Origin of the sequence: Micromonospora sp. NBRC 110037 (assembly GCF_001652995.1) — a bacterium.
Taxonomy (GTDB): Bacteria; Actinomycetota; Actinomycetes; order Mycobacteriales; family Micromonosporaceae; genus Micromonospora; species Micromonospora chalcea.
This window is the reverse complement of the sequence record NZ_BBVA01000003.1, coordinates 310393-323194: the sequence shown is the minus strand read 5'-3', so window position 1 is coordinate 323194 and position 12802 is coordinate 310393. Positions and strand designations below refer to the sequence as shown.

The 12802-nt window shown below is 73.7% G+C and carries 17 protein-coding genes; 12 read left to right on the top strand and 5 right to left on the bottom strand.

Translation table 11 applies throughout. The annotated features are described in order from the left end of the window. Positions 1 to 30 precede the first annotated feature (30 nt). Positions 31 to 405: a DsrE family protein gene (locus tag A4R25_RS11505; RefSeq protein WP_043328020.1), complete on the bottom strand. Its 375-nt coding sequence runs from the start codon at positions 403 to 405 to the stop codon at positions 31 to 33. Positions 406 to 417: 12 nt separating this feature from the next. Here A4R25_RS11505 and mtfM point away from each other — a divergent pair, with 12 nt between their 5' ends. Together mtfM and A4R25_RS11500 are read left to right on the top strand one after the other, a co-directional pair. Beyond that, positions 418 to 522 (top strand): small membrane protein MtfM, encoded by a 105-nt coding sequence (gene mtfM, locus A4R25_RS32105; protein WP_043330899.1) that lies wholly within the window; start codon positions 418 to 420, stop codon positions 520 to 522. Positions 523 to 526: 4 nt separating this feature from the next. Further along, entirely contained in the window at positions 527 to 1114 is a 588-nt protein-coding gene (locus tag A4R25_RS11500) for an FABP family protein (protein WP_030504451.1), read from the top strand. Positions 1115 to 1187: 73 nt separating this feature from the next. On the opposite strand, the gene A4R25_RS11495 is transcribed toward A4R25_RS11500, so the two are convergent. Continuing rightward, positions 1188 to 2045 carry an aminotransferase class IV gene (locus tag A4R25_RS11495; protein ID WP_064446707.1) on the bottom strand — a complete coding sequence of 286 codons (858 nt, stop codon included), beginning with the start codon at positions 2043 to 2045 and terminating at the stop codon, positions 1188 to 1190. A 91-nt stretch (positions 2046 to 2136) separates the two neighbouring features. On the opposite strand from A4R25_RS11495, the gene A4R25_RS11490 reads away from it, so the two are divergent. From A4R25_RS11490 to A4R25_RS11475, 4 genes are all read left to right on the top strand, one after another. Next, entirely contained in the window at positions 2137 to 2544 is a 408-nt protein-coding gene (locus A4R25_RS11490; protein ID WP_082930986.1) for a Fur family transcriptional regulator, read from the top strand. Then, positions 2541 to 3650 (top strand): folate-binding protein YgfZ, encoded by a 1110-nt coding sequence (locus tag A4R25_RS11485; RefSeq protein ID WP_064446706.1) that lies wholly within the window; start codon positions 2541 to 2543, stop codon positions 3648 to 3650. Before A4R25_RS11490 ends, A4R25_RS11485 begins: the two co-directional genes overlap by 4 nt. Positions 3651 to 3762: 112 nt before the next feature. Then, on the top strand, positions 3763 to 4605 hold the full coding sequence (locus A4R25_RS11480) for a 3-keto-5-aminohexanoate cleavage protein (RefSeq protein ID WP_064446705.1): 843 nt from the start codon (positions 3763 to 3765) through the stop codon (positions 4603 to 4605). 25 nt (positions 4606 to 4630) lie between these two features. After that, on the top strand, positions 4631 to 5659 hold the full coding sequence (locus A4R25_RS11475; RefSeq protein WP_082930985.1) for an asparaginase: 1029 nt from the start codon (positions 4631 to 4633) through the stop codon (positions 5657 to 5659). 123 nt (positions 5660 to 5782) lie between these two features. On the opposite strand, the gene A4R25_RS11470 is transcribed toward A4R25_RS11475, so the two are convergent. Beyond that, positions 5783 to 6580 (bottom strand): alpha/beta fold hydrolase, encoded by a 798-nt coding sequence (locus A4R25_RS11470; protein ID WP_231915500.1) that lies wholly within the window; start codon positions 6578 to 6580, stop codon positions 5783 to 5785. Positions 6581 to 6693: 113 nt separating this feature from the next. Between A4R25_RS11470 and A4R25_RS11465 the strand changes: the two genes are divergently transcribed. From A4R25_RS11465 to A4R25_RS11445, 5 genes are all read left to right on the top strand, one after another. Next, positions 6694 to 7329 carry a helix-turn-helix domain-containing protein gene (locus A4R25_RS11465; RefSeq protein ID WP_064446702.1) on the top strand — a complete coding sequence of 212 codons (636 nt, stop codon included), beginning with the start codon at positions 6694 to 6696 and terminating at the stop codon, positions 7327 to 7329. Then, positions 7326 to 8132, top strand: a complete 807-nt coding sequence (locus A4R25_RS11460; RefSeq protein ID WP_064446701.1) for a hypothetical protein — start codon at positions 7326 to 7328, stop codon at positions 8130 to 8132. The genes A4R25_RS11465 and A4R25_RS11460 overlap by 4 nt, the downstream gene beginning before the upstream one ends. Before the next feature lie 70 nt (positions 8133 to 8202). Continuing rightward, positions 8203 to 8517 carry a DUF2516 family protein gene (locus tag A4R25_RS11455; protein WP_013288803.1) on the top strand — a complete coding sequence of 105 codons (315 nt, stop codon included), beginning with the start codon at positions 8203 to 8205 and terminating at the stop codon, positions 8515 to 8517. Next, entirely contained in the window at positions 8514 to 9401 is an 888-nt protein-coding gene (locus A4R25_RS11450) for an alpha/beta fold hydrolase (RefSeq protein WP_043328034.1), read from the top strand. Before A4R25_RS11455 ends, A4R25_RS11450 begins: the two co-directional genes overlap by 4 nt. Positions 9402 to 9412: 11 nt before the next feature. Next, positions 9413 to 10150 carry an alanyl-tRNA editing protein gene (locus A4R25_RS11445; protein ID WP_064446700.1) on the top strand — a complete coding sequence of 246 codons (738 nt, stop codon included), beginning with the start codon at positions 9413 to 9415 and terminating at the stop codon, positions 10148 to 10150. 5 nt (positions 10151 to 10155) lie between these two features. Here the strand turns inward: A4R25_RS11445 and A4R25_RS11440 are convergent, their stop codons facing one another. Next, positions 10156 to 10827 carry a DNA polymerase beta superfamily protein gene (locus A4R25_RS11440; RefSeq protein ID WP_064446699.1) on the bottom strand — a complete coding sequence of 224 codons (672 nt, stop codon included), beginning with the start codon at positions 10825 to 10827 and terminating at the stop codon, positions 10156 to 10158. 76 nt (positions 10828 to 10903) lie between these two features. On the opposite strand from A4R25_RS11440, the gene A4R25_RS11435 reads away from it, so the two are divergent. After that, a complete protein-coding gene (locus A4R25_RS11435; protein WP_064446698.1) occupies positions 10904 to 11818 on the top strand; it encodes an SDR family oxidoreductase in 915 nt (304 codons plus the stop codon). Here the strand turns inward: A4R25_RS11435 and A4R25_RS11430 are convergent. Beyond that, positions 11809 to 12801, bottom strand: coding sequence for a YafY family protein (locus tag A4R25_RS11430; protein ID WP_064446851.1), 993 nt, complete (start codon positions 12799 to 12801; stop codon positions 11809 to 11811). The two genes, A4R25_RS11435 and A4R25_RS11430, sit on opposite strands and share 10 nt — an antisense overlap. Position 12802 lies beyond the last annotated feature (1 nt).

Below are 12802 nucleotides of genomic sequence, written 5' to 3'. Positions count from 1 at the left end.
CTGGGCAGAATGGACAACCCGGGCCGGTTGTCAGTAGACCAGCGCCTGTGCGCCCTCGGTCATCGCTTCCTCGACGAACACGGCTGCGCCCGCGATGCGTACGCCGGGGATGACGTCGCCGGTGCCGATGTCCCGCCGGGCCGCGCACTGGGTGCAGGCGGTCACCCGGCCGGTGGCCAGGACGACGTGCAGCAGCTCGCCCAGTGGCGCGGAATGCGGCAGCTCGAACGACTCGGCCCGGCCGGGGAGCGCGAACCAGGTCGATTCGCCGGTGAGCCAGAGCGAGACGTCCACCCCGGCCGCGGCGGCGGTGGCGGCGACTGTGAACGCCTGGGCGCAGCGTTCCGGGGAGTCCGCGCCGGCGGTGGCCTTGACGACGAGAGAGCGCGCCATGCCACCCAGCATAGGATGGTCCGGATGGTTACCGAGATCGGGTTCGTCAGCCTGCTGGTCGCCGGCCTGGGCGCGCTCGCCGGTGGCCTGGCCTATCTCGCGGTCCGCATAGCTAGAGGTAAGTGGTGAATCTGTGAGTGAGAATCCGCTTCAGCCGCCGTGGTTGAACGCGCCGCCGGTCGAGGAGTACCCGTACGAGGAGAGCCACGACCTGCGCGTCGGCCCGAAGCTGCACCCGAGCCTGGACGGCCTGCTGCCGTACATCGGGGTGTGGCGCGGCCGGGGCCGGGGTGGGTTCCCGACGATCGAGGACTTCGACTACGCGCAGGAGATCCGGATCAGCCACGACGGCCGGCCGTTCCTGTTCTACGAGTCGCGGGCCTGGATCCTGGACGAGCAGAGCCGTCCGGTCCGGCCGGCCGGCCGCGAGGTGGGCTGGTGGCGTCCGGTGCTCGACGGTGAGCGGGTCACCGACGAGCTGGAGGCGTTGATGACCACGCCGACCGGCGTGATGGAGCTGCACATCGGCAAGCGCAAGGGCACCCAGATCGAGTTCGCCACCGACGCGGTCGTGCGTACCGCGACGGCGAAGGAGGTCACCGCCGGCGCCCGGCTGTTCGGCATCGTCGAGGGCGCTCTGCTGTACGCGCAGGAGATGGCCGCCGTGGGTCAGCCCTTGAGCCCGCACCTCTCCGCCCGCCTCACCCGGGTGGCCGGCTGACCCGTCCCGCTTCCCCGGTCGATCATGAAGTTGACGGCGTCGGCTGCCCGATTTGTCACCGCCAACTTCATGATCAACGGGGGGAGGACCGGGGGAAGTTCAGGAGGGCCTGGATGCGGGGGGTCAGGGGGGAACTCGGGCGGGGGGTTCCGTTCAGGGTCGTGACCTCCGTGGGGCCGCGTAGGGAGCTGGTCAGCCAGATCGCCTCGGCGGCGTGCAGGTCGGGCACTGTGGGCAGGTGCTCGGCCGGGGTCAGGCCCAGCTCTCCGGCACGGCTCACCAGGTGGTGGGCGGTCACGCCGGGCAGGATGCCGGTCTGCGCCGCCGGCACCGTGCAGAGCGTCCCGCCACGCAGCCACACCACGTTCGCGGTGGGTCCCTCCAGCACGTAGCCGTCGGTCGAGACCCAGAGCACGTCGTCCACGCCCGTCCGCTGCGCCCAGCGCCGGGCGGCGGTGCTGAGCGCGTACGAGGTGGACTTCACGCCGTTCGGCAGCCACCCCAGCTCGGGGCGGGACCGGGCGGCCACCCCGAGCGGCAGCGTGGCCACCGTCACCCCGGTACGCCGAGCCAGCCGGGCCGACGCCGGCACCTCGCCCAGCGTGGCGTACACCGTGGCCCGCCCGCCGCCCTCCGGCCCCCGGGTGCAGACCAGCCGCAACGCGCCCTCGGTCTCCGGCGGCCAGCCGGCGCGGACCGCGTCCAGCAGCTCGACGAGCGCGCCGTCCGGGGGCAGCGGCAGGTCGATCGCCGCCGCGCCCGCCCGCAGCCGGGCCAGGTGCGGCTCCAGCAGCCAGGGGACCCCGTCGCGCAGGTGCAGCGTCTCGAACAGGCCGTCGCCGTGCAGCACACCCCGGTCGTCGCCGCGCACCACCGGCTCACCGGCCGGTACGAGCCCCCGGCCGAGCACCGCCACCCGCGTCGCCTCCACGGGCGCAGCGTAGTGGCGTACCCCGGCGGCGGACGGACCGGCGCGGCGGCCGAACTATGATCGAAGGGTGTCCGAATCCTCCCTCGCGGAAATGCTCCGCGCGCGCGGGCTGCGGCTGACGGCGCAGCGGCAGCTGGTGCTCCAGGCCGTCCTCGACCTCGGGCACGCCACCCCGGAGCAGGTACACACGGCGGTCCGCGAGGTGGCGGCCGGCGTCAACATCACCACCATCTACCGCACCCTGGAGCTGCTGGAGCGGCTCGGCCTGGTCACGCACACGCACCTCTCGCACGGCGCGCCCACCTACCACGCGGCCGGCGAGCACCAGCACGTGCACCTGGTGTGCCGGGAGTGCGGGGCGATCGACGAGATCTCACCCGAGATGCTCCGCCCGCTCGCCGACCAGCTGGCCGACCAGCGCGGATTCCAGGTCGACATCGGGCACGTCGCGCTCTTCGGGGTCTGCGGCCGCTGCACACTGAACGGGGAACACGCATGATCGACATCGCCGGAGCGGTGACCACCGAGAGCATCGACGACCAGACCCGGGACCAGCCCGAGCCGGCCCACCGGGCGGCCGGTGTCGCGCCGGTGGCCGCGCACTACGGCGACCCGATGCGTGAGCAGCGGCTCCTGGCCACCGGCGTGGGCCTGGTCGACCGCTCGCACCGGGGCGTGGTCGCGGTGCCCGGCGAGGAACGGATCAGCTGGCTGCACACGCTCACCAGCCAGCACCTGGCCGCGCTGGCCCCCTGGCAGGGCACCGAACTGCTGGTGCTCTCCCCGCACGGGCACGTCGAGCAGCACGCGATGGTCGCCGACGACGGCGAGACCACCTGGCTGGACACCGAGCCGGGCATGACCGGCGGCCTGCTGTCGTACCTGGAGAAGATGCGGTTCTTCAGCAAGGTCGACCCGCGCGACGCCACCGCCGAGTTCGCGCTGCTGTCGCTGGTCGGGCCGGAGGCGCCCGGCGTGCTCGACACGCTCGGCGTGACCGGGCTGGCCGCTCCCGACGTAGCGGCGGTGCCGGGTCCGAAGTTCCGTTCCGGCGAGCTGCCCGCGCGGCCCTCCGTGGTGTACGACGTCAAGCCGCTGCCGGTCGGCGGCTGGGCCCGCCGGGTGGCGCTCGGCGTCGACCTGCTGGTGCCCCGCGCCGCCATGGACGGGGTGGTCGCCGAACTGCGCGGCGCCGGGGTGCCGGTCGCCGGGCTGTGGGCGTACGAGGCCGTCCGGGTCGCCGCCAGGCAGGTACGGGCCGGGGTGGACACCGACCACCGCACGATCCCGGCCGAGGTGGACCTGATCGCCCCGGCCGTGCACCTGGACAAGGGTTGCTACCGGGGCCAGGAGACGGTGGCCCGGGTGCACAACCTGGGCAAGCCGCCCCGCCGCTTGGTCCTGCTGCATCTGGACGGCGTGGCGAGCGACCAGCCGCCGGTGGCCGGTACGCCAGTGACGCTCGACGGCCGGACGGTCGGCTTCGTGGGCACCGCCGTGCAGCACTTCGAGCTGGGTCAGGTGGCGCTCGCCGTGCTGAAGCGCAACACGCCCGACGACGCCCGCCTGCTCGTGGGCGAGAGCGCCGCCGCCATCGACGTGTAAGGAAGGGCCCCCTATTAACGCCTCCGGTAGAGGAAGGGTCCCTTCTTAACGCCGCCCGCACCGGAAATCCTCCGGTCGACCCGACGTCGGGCACCGGTCTAGGATCCGGGGCATGACGACAGGGACGTTGATCACGGTTGCCCCCACCGGCGCGGAATCGGCGAAGGCTGAGGTGCCGGCGCTGCCGGTGACGCTCGACGAGCTGCTGCTGACCGCCAAGGAGTGCGAGGCGCTCGGCGCCGCCGTGATCCACGTCCACATCCGCGACGACGACGCGCGGCCCACGCTCGACCAGGGGCGGCTGCGCGACACCGTGGCGGCGCTGCGGGAGAGCACCGACCTGATCGTGCAGCTCTCCTCCGGGGGTGCGGTGACCGACCCGGAGTCCGCCCGGCTCGCGGTGCTCGATGCCGCGCCGGACATGGCCTCCTGCACCATGGGCACCGTCAACTTCGGCGACGACGTGTTCCTCAACCGGTGGGAGTTCATCGTCGACCTGCACACCCGGATGCAGGAACGCGGCGTCGTCCCCGAGTACGAGATCTTCGACCTGGGCCACCTCACCGCCCTGCAGCGGCTGCTCGGCAAGTACGGCCTGCCGCACGGCGGGCACGTGCACGTCGACTTCGTGATGGGCGTACCGGGTGGCATGCCGGGCACCACGGCGACCCTGGTGGCGGCCCAGCAGATGCTGCGTGACCTGCCCGAGGGCACCACGTTCGCGGCCACCGGCATCGGGCGCAGCACCATCCCGGTGATGCTGGCGTCGCTGTCGGCCGGCGGTCACCTGCGGGTCGGCATGGAGGACACGGTCACGTACGCCAAGGGGCGCCCGGTGGAGTCCAACATGCAGCTCGTCGCGCGGGCGGTCGGCTTCGCCCAGCTCGCCCAGCGGCCTCCGCTGACCACCGCCGAGGCCCGTACGCTGCTCGGTCTTCCGGCCACCGGCGGGTAAGCGGCGTACCGGCCGCCGGCCCTGTATGGCCCCGGGCGACGCCGCAGGTCACCCCGCCGTCGGCCGGGCCCGCCCCATCGGTACGGTCCATTACGTGGGAAAGACGTACGAGGGCGGCGCGCCGCTCGCCGAGGTGGTCCGGTCCGGTTTCGTGGAGGGCTTCCACCGGGGTTCCGTGGTGGTGCTCGACGCCGCCGGAGCGCCTGTCGCCGGGGCCGGAGACGTGACCTCGCCGATCTTCCCCCGCTCGTCCAACAAGCCGATGCAGGCGATCGGGATGCTGCGGGCCGGGCTGCCGCTCACCGACCCGGCCGACCTGGCGCTCGTCTCGGCCAGCCACGCCGGTGAGGAGTTCCACATCGAGCGGGTCACCGCGTTGCTGCGCGGCGGCGGCCTCACCGGGGACGCGCTGCACTGCCCGCCGGACCTGCCGGTCGGCGAAGCCGCCCGGGAGGCGGTGCTGCGGGCCGGCGGCGGTCCCGCCCGGGTGCTGATGAACTGCTCCGGCAAGCACGCCGGCATGCTGCGCACCTGCCTGGCCGCCGGCTGGCCGCTGGACGGCTACTGGCGGCCCGAGCACCCGCTCCAGCAGCGCCTGACCGCCACGATCGAGGAGTTCACCGGGGAGCGGGCGGCGGCGGTCGGGGTGGACGGCTGCGGCGCGCCGGTGCTCGCCGTTTCGCTCACCGGGCTGGCGCGGGCGTTCCTGCGGCTGGTCGACGCCGAGCCGGGCACCGTCGAGCGGACCGTGGCGGACGCGATGCGCACGTACCCGGAGCTGGTCGGCGGCACCCAGGCCGAGGACACGCGGCTGATGCGCGGCGTACCCGGTCTGCTCGCCAAGATCGGCGCGGAGGGTGTGATCGCGGCGGCGGTCCCGGGGGTCGGCGCGGTCGCGCTGAAGATCGACGACGGCGCGGCCAGGGCCCGCATGCCGGTCCTCGTCTCGGCGCTGTCGCGGCTGGGCGTCGACGCGCCGATCCTCACCGAGTACGCCGAGACCCCCGTGCTGGGCGGCGGCCTCCCCGTAGGCGCAACCCGCCCCATCTGGTAACCCCACCCCGCCCTCCATCCCCGTCGATCTTGCACTTGCTGCCCAGGCGAAACGCGCATTCCAGGCGCACCGAGGGCCACAAGTGCAAGATCAACGCGGCGAAGGGAGGGAGGGAGGGAGCGGTCAGGGGAGGAAGGGGAGGAGGGCGGTGTTGGTTTCGGTGGGGCGCTCCAGGGGGAGCAGGTGGGCCGCGTCGGGGACGTCCGGCATGCGTATGCCCCGGGGGGCCTCGTCGGCGATGCGGTCGGCCAGGCGGCGGATGTCGGCCAGGTCGTCGGCGCCCGTGCCGACCAGCACCGGTACGCGCAGCTCGCCCAGCCGGTCGATCGCCGGCGGGTCCAGCTCGTGGACGTCGACCGCGCTCAGCGCCTGCTCGGCGGCGAGCGCCCGGCGATCCATCTCCTCGGCGAACCGGATCAGCTCCGGGTCGACGTCCTCCGGGCGGCGGGTCGGGCCGACCACCCAGAACCGCACCTCCCCGGCGGCGGTGGCGGCGAAGTCCTCCGGGTCCACGTCGCCGACCAGGTCCTCCCAGAGCTGCTCGGTCTCCTCGGACCACTCGTTGCCGGAGACGGGCGCGCCGAAGAGCGCCAGCGCCGAGACCCGCTGCGGGTGGGCGAGCGCGGTGTCCACCGCGACCCGGCCGCCGAACGAGCAGCCGACGAGCGCGGCCTGCTCGATGCCCAGCGCGTCGAGCAGCCCGATCACGTCGTCGTGGTGGGCGAACGGCGCGGGCGGCAACTCCGACTCGCCGTAGCCGCGCAGGTCCAGCGCGATCACCCGATGCCGCTGGGCGAGTGCCGGGATCTGCCCGCGCCACATCCGCCGGTCGGCGATGCCGGCGTGCAGCAGCACCACGGCGGTGCCGGTGCCGCTCTCGTCGTACGCGAGCTGGGCACCGTTGATATCGATCTTGGTCACGGGGGAGAACCGTACGGAACGGACATGGGCTCCGCAACCCGCCATCGGTGACCCTGCTAACTCTGGCAAGCGTTTTGCTTGCAGCAGTTAGCGGACCGAGCTAGCGTTGAGTCATGGCCACCAGCAAGGACCTTCCCGATGTCGGCGGGTTCATTCGCGACCTGCGGCGCAACGCGAAGATCTCACTGCGCCAGCTCGCCGAGCAGGCGGGTGTCAGCAATCCCTACCTGAGCCAGATCGAGCGAGGGCTGCGCAAGCCGAGCGCCGAGGTGCTCCAGCAGCTCGCGAGCGCGCTGCGCGTCTCCACCCCGGCGATGTACCTGCGGGCCGGGCTGCTGGACGACAAGGAGGGGCAGGGCGTGCTCGCGGCGATCGCCGTCGACCCCGAGCTGACCATGGCCCAGAAGCAGTCGCTCACCCAGATCTACGAGACGTTCCGGCGCGAGAACGCCCGCCTGGCCGAGGCGACCGAGGCCGCCGGGGCGGCGGAGACGGCCGAGAAGGCCGCCGCGACCGAGCCGGCCACCGCGCCGGAGGCCCCGGCGACAGTGGCGGCGGCCGCTACCGGTCCGGTCACGCCGGAGGGCACGCCGACCGAGGCGGTCCTCGAATCGGTGGCCGTCACCGAAGCGGGTGCCGCGCCCGCCCCGACCACCGCGCCCGCCCCGACCACCGCCGCCCCTGAGCAAGCGGCCGCCCGCCGGGCGGCCCGGAAGGCCGCCGGTGCGGCCGAAGAGGAGCAGTCATGACCACCCAGCCGAAGACCAACCGCATCCCCGCACCCCTCTACGCCGCCGCCGGCGCCGGTGAGCTGGCCCTGGAGCAGCTGCGCAAGCTGCCCACCGTGGTCAGCGGCCTCGGCACCCGGGTCGTGACCGACCTCGGCGGCAAGGCCGTCGTCACCGGCTTCGAGCTGCGCCAGAAGGCCACCGAGACGTTGAAGACCGCCAACCAGACCGCGACCGGGTTGCGCGAGCGCGCCGTCGCCACCGACCTCGACCAGCTCCGCGAGGCCGCCAACCTGGAGAAGCTGCGCGAGGCGGCGAACCTGGAGAAGCTGCGCGAGGCCGCCAACCTGGACAAGCTCCGCGAGGCCGCCACCCGCAACGCCGCCGTCGTGGTGGCCGGCGCGCACGCCGCGCAGGAGCGCGCGCTGGCCGCGTACGCCGAACTGGTCGCCCGTGGTGAGCGTGTCGTCGGCGCCGGCGTGCTGGAGGCCGCCGACACGGTGAACGCCGACATCCAGGCCACCGAGGCCACCGGCACCGACGTGGCCCCGAAGGCCGAGGTCACCCCGAAGGCCGCGGTCGCGACGAAGGCCGAGATGGCCGCGAAGCCGGACACCGCCGCCGCGACGACCGATGTGCCCAGCCCGGCCGCGGTGGCCGAGGCGGTGGCCGCCAAGCCGGCCGCGGTGAAGCGCACCCGCGCCACCAAGGCGACCGCCACCAAGGCCGTCGCCAAGACGACCGCCACCAAGGCCACCAAGCCGGCCACCCCGTCGGCGAAGCTGCCGAAGGCCACGAAGCGGACCCGCCCGGCCGCCGAGTGACCTGATGGACCCCGGACCCCGGACAACGTCTTGTCGGACGTTTCCGGGGTCTCGGCATAAGCTTGCCCCCATGGCCATCGCCGCGCCGATCTTCGCGTTCGCAGTCCAAGACGTGATCCAGCTGATCCTGCTCGTCTTCGCCCTGGTCGTACAGGGAGTGGCGCTGGTGCACGCGGTCACCCAGCGCGGCGACGGTTTCGCCGCGCTCGGCACGCTGCCCAAGGGCGGCTGGGTCGCCATCCTGGCGGTCTGCCTGCTGCTGACCCTGCTCGGCTTCGGCCCGATCAGCCTGTTCGGACTGATCGGCATCGCCGCCGGTCTGATCTACCTGCTCGACGTGCGGCCCGGCCTGCGGGACCTGCACGACGGCCGAGGGTCCTGGTGAGAGGTTTCCGCTGGCCTCCGCCGCCGGACGGCGGTCCCCGCACCTGGGGGCCCGGCCCCGGCGCGCCCCGGACCGGGCGTCCCGCGCTGCCCGAGCCGGAGACGGAGCTGGTCGCCACCCCGCACGGGGTGAGCCTGGAACGGCTGGTCACCGGCACCGGTGACCCAGTCACCGTGTTCGCGCACGGGCTGGGCAGTGGCATCGCCACCACCCGCCCGTTCGGCAGCGGCGTCGCCGGGCGGCGCGTCTTCTTCCAGTTCCGCGGGCACGGCCGCTCCGACTCCCCGCCCGGCCCGTGGACCTACCTGGACCTCGCCCGTGACCTGCGCGCGATGGCGGACCTGAGCGGCGCGACCCGGGCGTTCGGCGCGAGCCTCGGCGCGGGCGCGCTCTGCCGGCTGCTCGCGGAGAGCCCGGAACGCTTCGAGAGACTCGTCTTCTTCCTGCCCGCCGTGCTGGACACACCGCGCGGCGAGGTGGCCCGCGCCCGGCTCACCGGCCTGCTCGACGCGGTGGCCGAGGGCGACGCCTCGGCGCTGGCCGACGTGGTGTCGCTGGAGTTGCCGCCGTCGGTGCGCAACACCCCGGCCGGCTGGGCCTACCTGCGGCAGCGGCTCGACCAGTTGTTGCGCGACGGGCTCGCGCCGGGGCTGGCCGACCTGCCCGCCCAGGCCCCGCTCGACGACGCCGGGTCGCTCGCCGCGGTCACCGCGCCGGCGCTGGTCATCGCCGCCGCCGACGACGACCTGCACCCGGTCGCCGTCGCCGAACGGCTCGCCGCCGCGCTCCCGAACGCCACACTGCACGTGTACGACAGGCCCGGCGTGCTCTGGACCGAACGCGCCGACCTGCGGGGGCGCGTCTCGGAGTTCCTGAACGGGTAACGTCGCCGTCCATGGGCGTCACACACCACGGCCGTACGCACCGGCTCGACCTCGCCGACCCGACCCTGCGCGAGTGGACCTGCCGGGTGCTGGCGGCCGATCCCGAGCAGGGCATCGTGCTGGACCGGTCCGCGTTCTACCCGGGCGGGGGCGGGCAGCCGCCGGATCACGGGGTGCTGCTCTGGCAGGGCGTACAGACCCGGATCGTCGGCACCCGCAAGGGCGACGACCTGTGGCTGATCCCGGCCGAGGGCGACCCGGTGCCGCCGGTCGGCACCGAGGTGGTCGGCGCGGTGGAGGACGCCCGCCGGACCATGCTGATGCGTACCCACTCCGGGCTGCACGTGCTCTGCGGCGTGGTGTTCCGTGACTTCGGCGCGCTCGTCACCGGCGGCAACATGGAGCCGGGCGAGGCGAGGATGGACTTCAACCTGCCCGAGGTGCCGCCGGACTTCAAGGCCCGCATCGAGGAGCTGGTGAACGCCGAGGTGGCCGCCGACCGGTCGGTGGCGGTGCGGGTGCTGCCGCGCGCCGAGGCGCTCGCGCTGCCGGACATCATCCGTACCCAGTCGAACCTGATCCCGCCGGAGGAGCAGGAGGTGCGGATCGTCGACATCGTCGGGCTGGACGTGCAGGCCGACGGCGGCACGCACGTCGCCTCCACCGCCCAGATCGGCAAGGTCCAGGTGGTCAAGGTGGAGAGCAAGGGCCGGGCCAACCGCCGGGTACGCGTACGCCTGGCGGACTGACCCGCTCAGCGCGGCAGGTACGCCGCCCGGACGGCGAGCAGCCAGCGTTCCACCGTCTCCTCGTCCGGGCGCTCCGGCAGCGGTGAGCGGATCCGGTCGAACTCCGCCTCGGCGTCCGCCACCAGCGCCTGCGCCTCGTCCAGCGCGCCGCCGGAAACCCGTTCGCCGAACGCGCGGAACCACTCCGGGTCGGCGAGGCGGATCTCCAGTACGCCTGTCGCGTACAGCACCCGGCCCTGGTGCAGCAGCCGGGCCAGGTGCCGGGCGTGCTTCGCCGAGCGCAGCCGCCCACCGGCGTCGGCGGGCCGGCCGGCGAGTTTGCGGAACTGCTGCGCGGCGTACCCGAGGTAGGCGTCACGGACGCGCGGCGCGCTGAGGAACGCCGACCGGATCGCGATCAGCTCCTCACCGAACCCGGTACGGGTCTCGTAGCAGTCGTCGGGCAGCCACATCAGCTCGGTGGCGGTGGGGTTGCCGCTCAGCGCCAGCAGCGCGTACTTGCGGGCCTCGTGCAGCGTGACGTCCGGGTCGGTGGTGACCACCGACTCGCGGGGCGGGCGCAGGCCGTGGAACGCGACTGTGGGCGCGGCGAACACGCCGAGCCGGTCGGTGTCCGAGCCGGGTCCGGCCAGCCCGTACGCGACCGAGCCGACGACCCCGGACAACAGCAGGTGCATACCGGTGATGATCGCCCATCCGGTTCGTTCGGGAAACCGGACTTCCGTTGTCAGGTATCGCTGACACGGTGGTCCCATGAACTCACCACTGACCGGAACTGTCGCGCTCGTCGCGGGCGCTACCCGGGGCGCCGGCCGGCAGATCGCCGTGCAGCTCGGCGCCGCCGGGGCCACCGTCTACGCCACCGGCCGCACCACCCGAGAGCGCCGCTCCGAGATGGACCGGCCGGAGACCATCGAGGAGACCGCCGAGCTGGTCACCGCCGCCGGGGGCACCGGAATCGCCGTCGCTGTCGACCACCTCGACCCCGAGCAGGTACGCGCCCTGGTCGAGCGGATCGACGCCGAGCAGGGCCGCCTCGACGTGCTGGTGAACGACGTCTGGGGCGCCGACCCGCTGATCACCTGGGAGAAGCCGGTCTGGGAGCAGCCGCTCGACGCCGGTTTCCGTACGCTGCGGCTGGCTGTCGACACGCACATCATCACCAGCCACTTCGCGCTGCCGCTGCTGATCCGCAACCCGGGCGGCCTGGTGGTCGAGGTCGGCGACGGCACCAAGGAGCACAACGACAGCGAGTACCGCCTGTCGGTCTTCTACGACCTGGCGAAGGTGTCGGTGAACCGGCTCGGCTTCAGCCAGGCGCACGAGCTGGCCCCGCACGGCTGCACCGCCGTCGCGCTCACGCCGGGCTGGCTGCGCTCGGAGGCGATGCTCGAACACTACGGCGTCACCGAGGCGAACTGGCGTGACGGCGCGAAGACCGAGCCCCACTTCGTCATGTCGGAGACGCCGGCGTTCGTCGGGCGCGCGGTGGCGGCCCTGGCCGCCGACCCGGACCGGGCCCGCTGGAACGGCAAGTCGCTGGACAGCGGCGGTCTGGCCCAGGTGTACGGCTTCACCGACGTCGACGGCAGCCGCCCGCACTGGGCCCGCTACTACGAGGAGGTGGTCAAGCCTGGTAAGCCGGCCGACCCGGACGGCTACCGCTGACCGTCTGACGGCGGATCGGTGTAGAGCGCCGCCGCGCGGCGGGCCGCCTCGGCGAAGCGCGCCCGCAGTTGCGGCGGCGCCAGCACCTCCACCTCCGGGCCGAGCGCCAGCAACTGGGTGTACGCCACATCGACCGACTCGACCGGCAGCCGCAGCACCAGCCGGCCCTGCTCGTCCGGCGGACCGGCCGCGTCGACCGCCTCGGTGTAGACGAACGGCGCGTCCACCAGGTGCCGAAGCGCCCGCAACCCGGCCGGGCCGAGCCGCACGGTGACCCGCTCCCGCAGCAGCTCGCGCAGGAACGCGCCGGCCTGCTCCCGCCAGTACGCCCCGAGGTCGAAGTCCTCGTCCCGGTCGAAGCCGTCGGCGCTCACCTCGGCCGAGACAACCCGGTCCACCCGGTACGTCCGCCAGCCGTCACCGACCCGGCCGACCAGATACCAGACCCCGTTCTTCAGCACCAGCCCGTACGGCGCCAGCGTGCGGGTCACCTCGCGGTCCCCGCGCCGGTAGCGCAGCTCCACCATCAGGTCCCGCCAGACCGCCCGGGCCAGCTCGGCGAGGGCGGGCGGCGGCGCGGTCTCCCGGAACCAGCCGGGGACGTCCAGGTGGAACCGCTGCCCGGTACGCGCGGGCGCGTCCCGCAGGCTCGGCGGCAGCGCGGCGAGCACCTTCAGCTCGGCGGCGGCCACCGAGTCGGCCAGTCCCATGTCCCCTGCCGGTCCGGGCAGCCCGGCCAGGAACAGCGCCTCGGCCTCGTCCCGGCTCAACCCGGTCAGCCGGGTCCGGTAGCCGCCCAGCAGCCGGTAGCCGCCGGCCCGGCCCCGGTCCGCGTACACCGGGACACCGGCGGCGGAGAGCGCCAGCACGTCCCGGTAGACGGTCCGCTCGGACACCTCCAGCTCGCGGGCCAGCTCGGCAGCGGTCATCGTCTCCCGCGACTGGAGCAGCAGCACAAGCGAGATCAGCCGGGACGCACGCACC

Excerpts from the sequence above, each read along its gene's own strand:
- A4R25_RS11465 (WP_064446702.1), top strand. The coding sequence starts at position 6,694 with ATGGCCACCAGCAAGGACCTTCCCGATGTCGGCGGGTTCATTCGCGAC.
- A4R25_RS11475 (WP_082930985.1), top strand. The coding sequence starts at position 4,631 with ATGGCCCCGGGCGACGCCGCAGGTCACCCCGCCGTCGGCCGGGCCCGC.
- A4R25_RS11485 (WP_064446706.1), top strand. The coding sequence starts at position 2,541 with ATGATCGACATCGCCGGAGCGGTGACCACCGAGAGCATCGACGACCAG.
- A4R25_RS11490 (WP_082930986.1), top strand. The coding sequence starts at position 2,137 with ATGCTCCGCGCGCGCGGGCTGCGGCTGACGGCGCAGCGGCAGCTGGTG.
- A4R25_RS11505 (WP_043328020.1), bottom strand. The coding sequence starts at position 405 with ATGCTGGGTGGCATGGCGCGCTCTCTCGTCGTCAAGGCCACCGCCGGC.
- A4R25_RS11455 (WP_013288803.1), top strand. The coding sequence starts at position 8,203 with ATGGCCATCGCCGCGCCGATCTTCGCGTTCGCAGTCCAAGACGTGATC.
- mtfM (WP_043330899.1), top strand. The coding sequence starts at position 418 with ATGGTTACCGAGATCGGGTTCGTCAGCCTGCTGGTCGCCGGCCTGGGC.
- A4R25_RS11440 (WP_064446699.1), bottom strand. The coding sequence starts at position 10,827 with ATGCACCTGCTGTTGTCCGGGGTCGTCGGCTCGGTCGCGTACGGGCTG.
- A4R25_RS11445 (WP_064446700.1), top strand. The coding sequence starts at position 9,413 with ATGGGCGTCACACACCACGGCCGTACGCACCGGCTCGACCTCGCCGAC.
- A4R25_RS11435 (WP_064446698.1), top strand. The coding sequence starts at position 10,904 with ATGAACTCACCACTGACCGGAACTGTCGCGCTCGTCGCGGGCGCTACC.
- A4R25_RS11460 (WP_064446701.1), top strand. The coding sequence starts at position 7,326 with ATGACCACCCAGCCGAAGACCAACCGCATCCCCGCACCCCTCTACGCC.
- A4R25_RS11480 (WP_064446705.1), top strand. The coding sequence starts at position 3,763 with ATGACGACAGGGACGTTGATCACGGTTGCCCCCACCGGCGCGGAATCG.